At 72.6% G+C, this 3,981-nt stretch carries 3 protein-coding genes; 2 read left to right on the top strand and 1 reads right to left on the bottom strand.

Translation table 11 applies throughout. The features are described from left to right. On the bottom strand, window positions 1-909 hold a 909-nt coding region (locus tag AOK08_RS35025; protein ID WP_198539487.1), incomplete at its 3' end, for an FAD-dependent oxidoreductase. 66 nt (window positions 910-975) lie between these two features. Between AOK08_RS35025 and AOK08_RS35020 the strand changes: the two genes are divergently transcribed. Beyond that, window positions 976-2,028: a hypothetical protein gene (locus AOK08_RS35020; protein WP_055533520.1), complete on the top strand. Its 1,053-nt coding sequence runs from the start codon at window positions 976-978 to the stop codon at window positions 2,026-2,028. A gap of 48 nt (window positions 2,029-2,076) precedes the next feature. Then, window positions 2,077-3,720, top strand: coding sequence for an ABC-F family ATP-binding cassette domain-containing protein (locus AOK08_RS35015; RefSeq protein WP_055533518.1), 1,644 nt, complete (start codon window positions 2,077-2,079; stop codon window positions 3,718-3,720). The last annotated feature ends 261 nt before the right edge of the window (window positions 3,721-3,981 follow it).

Here is a 3,981-nt window from a genome sequence, read left to right as displayed (position 1 = left end):
GCCCCACGCCACCGTGACCCCGGCACCCCCGTGCCCATAGTTGTGCACCAACACCCGCCCGTCCGCGAGGACTTCCCGCTCCAGACGCACCGACTCACGGGTGGGCCGCAGCCCGACCCGATGCCCGAGCACCCGCGCCCTGGCGATCTCCGGCCGCACCTCGGCGCACCGCCGCACGATCTTCTCCGCCACCGCCGGATCGGGGACGAGCGACCACTCGTCCTCCTCGGCCGTGCCGCCCAGGATCAGGCCACCGGGCTGCGGAAAGAAGTAAGTCGTCTCCGCGTCGGTGTGCCCCGCCGCCACGAACCACGTCGTGATCCCCGGGTTCTCCACGACGACCAACTGCCCCCGCACGGGACGCACCGCCGGATCCGGCACCAGCTCGCGCGCCCCGATCCCCGTGCAGTTGACGACGACATCCGCCCCGTCCGCCCCCGCCACCTCGGCGAGATCGCTGACGTACCGTTCCTCCACGACCCCACCCGCCGCCAGGAACCGCTCCCGCAGCCACCCCAGATGCACCGGCATGTCGATCAACGGCAGCCGCGCCCACAGCCCTTCGTCCGTCTCCCGCAGCTCGGGCACCCGAGCCGCCCACGGCCCCAGCCCGTCCAGCCGCAGCCCGGTCTGTACACCCTCGACCATGCGTACGCCCGTCCGCTCGGACCGCTCGGCCAACTCCTCGTAGACGGACAGCGACTCCAGCGCCCACTCCCCGGCGAACGCCTCCGGCTCGATCCGGTACGGCCACCACAGCGCGCCCGCAACCGCCGAGGTGGTCCGCTCGGCGGGCTCCCGCGTCCACACCCGGACCCGGCGCCCGCGCTCGGCCAGCACCACCGCCGTCGTCAGCCCGATGACCCCGCCGCCGACCACGATCACTTCGCCACTCCGCCGTGTCTCCATCGGGAGAACGTAGCGGAATATGTCATGCAGTGCTCAGACCGGTCCCAGTCTGGGGATACTCACACCATGTCTGCCGAGTACGCCACCTTCGGCCTGGCCCCGGCGATGCGTGCCGGTGGAGTCCTCGCCAACGGTGACTACCAAGTCCACCGGGACTTCCTCGACTTCATCGTCGACGGACGCCCCCTCCTCCACCAGCTCTCCGACCTCGACGCGGTCTCCCCGCTCGCCTCCGACGTCCCGCCCGCGATCTTCACCGCCCAGGTCCGCGGCCTGCTCCTGGAGGCCGACGCACCCCTGGCGGGCGGCCGGTACATCATCTACGGCTGTCCCGAGTGCGCCGACCTCGCGTGCGGCGCGGTGACGGCGGCCATCGAGAAGGACGGCGACGACTATGTGTGGCGCGACTTCGCCTGGCAGACCGACACCCACGCCGACCTGGAGCTCAACGGCTACCACGGCATCGGGCCCTTCCGCTTCCCGGGCGCCGCGTACCGGGAGGCGCTCGGCTCCCTCCTCGACACCGCGGAGACCACCGAGGCGGCCCACTCCGCCGGGTCCGGCACGGCCCGCCGGCGGGTCCTGCTGATCGGCGCCCGGGTCGCCGTCCTCGCCCGGCTCGCCGCCGCGCTGCGCACCATCGGCATCGGCGCGGACATCACCCGGGACGCCACCGACGTCCCCGCCGACGAGCTGCGCGGCTACGGCGCCGTCGCCTTCGGCCGCGCGATCGACGAGGAGGAGCGTGCCGCCGTACGCCGCTCCTTCGACCGCGCCGGTGTCGAGGTGGCGTACGTCGACGGACTCGCCCCGATCGTCCCGCTCCTCGTCGCCCAGATCGAACACGCCCTGGACCGCGGCCCGCTGGAACAGCGCCGCCTGGTCCGCCTGGCCGCCACGGACGGCGCGGTGGACATGGAGGTCACCTCCACCTGCCGCGTCCACCTCACGGCGTACCGCCTTGACCGGCTGTCCCGCACCCACACGGCGGAGGTCTTCGACGGCATCCTCGAAGCCGGCCGGCACCGTGTCGCCCTGGACGCGAAGGCGGTGAAGGGGGAGTCGTTCATCGTGGCGCGTTCGTCGGGAACCGTGCTGGTGGAGCCGATGACCCGGTGAAATCCCGGACGCGGCCCACCGCGCGCGCCAGCTAGGATCGGCCTTCTGATGACTGCCACCCTCGTCGCCAAGAACCTCGCCGCCGGCCACGGCGACCGCTCGCTCTTCTCCGGGCTCGACCTCGTCGTCGCGCCCGGGGACGTCATCGGGCTCGTCGGTGCCAACGGCGCGGGCAAGTCCACGCTGCTCAGGATGCTCGCCGGGCTGCTCCCGCCCGAACAGGGCGAACTGCGCCTGTCGCCGCCGAGCGCGAGCGTCGGTCACCTCCCGCAGGAACCGGAGCGCCGGGAGGGCGAGACCGTCCGCGAGTTCCTCGCCCGCCGCACGGGCGTGGCCGAGGCCCAGCGGATCATGGACGAGGCGACCCAGATGCTGGTGGACGGGGCCCCGGGCTCGGACGACGCTTACTCGGTGAGCCTGGAGCGCTGGCTCGACCTCGGCGGCGCCGACCTGGACGAACGGGCGGAGGAGGTCGCCGACTCCCTGGCCCTGACCGTGGACCTGGACCAGCCAATGACGTCCTTGTCCGGCGGCCAGGCGGCAAGAGCGGGTCTGGCCTCTCTCCTCCTCTCCCGCTACGACATCTTCCTGCTCGACGAGCCCACGAACGACCTGGACCTCGACGGCCTCGAACGCCTGGAACGCTTCGTCAAGGGCCTGCGCGCCGGCACACTCGTCGTCAGCCACGACCGCGAGTTCCTCACCCGCACGGTCACCAAGGTCCTCGAACTCGACCTCGCCCAGCAGCAGATCAGGCTGTACGGCGGCGGCTACGAGGCCTATCTGGAGGAGCGGGACGTCGCCCGCAGGCACGCCCGCGACGACTACGAGGAGTACGCCGACAAGCGCTCCGCGCTCCAGGACCGGGCGCAGATGCAGCGCGGCTGGATGGACAAGGGCGTCAAGAACGCCCGGCGCAAGGCGAACAACGACAACGACAAGATCGGCCGCAAGTTCCGCAGCGAGGCCAGCGAGAAGCAGGCCGCGAAGGCCCGCCAGACCCAGCGCATGATCGAACGCCTGGACGTGGTCGAGGAGCCGCGCAAGGAGTGGGAGCTGCGCATGGAGATCGCGGCGGCCCCGCGCTCCGGCTCGGTGGTCGCGACCCTGCGGGACGCGGAGGTGCGCCGCGCGGGCTTCACGCTCGGTCCGGTGACCGTACAGATCGACTGGGCGGACCGTATCGCGGTCACGGGCGCGAACGGCGCGGGCAAGTCGACGCTGCTGGGCGCCCTGCTGGGCCGGGTCCCGCTGGACGCGGGGCACGCCGCGCTCGGCTCGGGGGTGGTGGTCGGTGAGGTGGACCAGGCCCGCAGGCTCTTCCTCGGCTCCGAGTCGCTGCTGGACGCGTTCTGTGCGGCTGTCCCCGACACGGAACCGGCGGAGGTCCGCACCCTGCTGGCCAAGTTCGGCCTCAAGGCGGAGCACGTCCTGCGACCGGCGGCGACTCTCTCCCCCGGCGAACGCACACGATCAGCGCTGGCGCTGCTCCAGGGGCGAGGAGTGAACCTCCTGGTCCTGGACGAACCGACCAACCACCTCGACCTCCCGGCCATCGAACAACTGGAACAGGCCCTCGACTCGTACGAGGGCACGCTGCTGCTGGTGACCCACGACCGCAGAATGCTGGACGCGGTACACGTGACGCGCCGCTTCGAGGTAGCGGACGGCAAGGTCTCCGAACTCCCGTAGCCGCGGCCGGGTGGGGGCCTGGTCGCGCGGTTCCTCGCGCCTCTGAAAGGCCGGCCTGGCCCTGGTGGTTCGGCCGCGGGCCGGGTGGGGGCTGGTCGCGCGGTTCCTCGCGCCCCTTGATCGGGCCGGTGGGTCCCTGCGGGCACGTCGTGGCTGGTCGCGCAGTTCCCCGCGCCCCTGAAGGGCGCTGCGCGCCCGTCCACCCCGCCCAGCCGCAGGCCGGCCGCGCAGCCCCCGCGCCCGTCCACCCCGCCCAGCCGC

The organism is Streptomyces graminilatus, from assembly GCF_001418565.1.
Classification (GTDB): Bacteria; Actinomycetota; Actinomycetes; order Streptomycetales; family Streptomycetaceae; genus Streptomyces; species Streptomyces graminilatus.
Note: the sequence above shows the minus strand (reverse complement) of the source record. Positions and strands in the feature narration are given on the sequence as shown.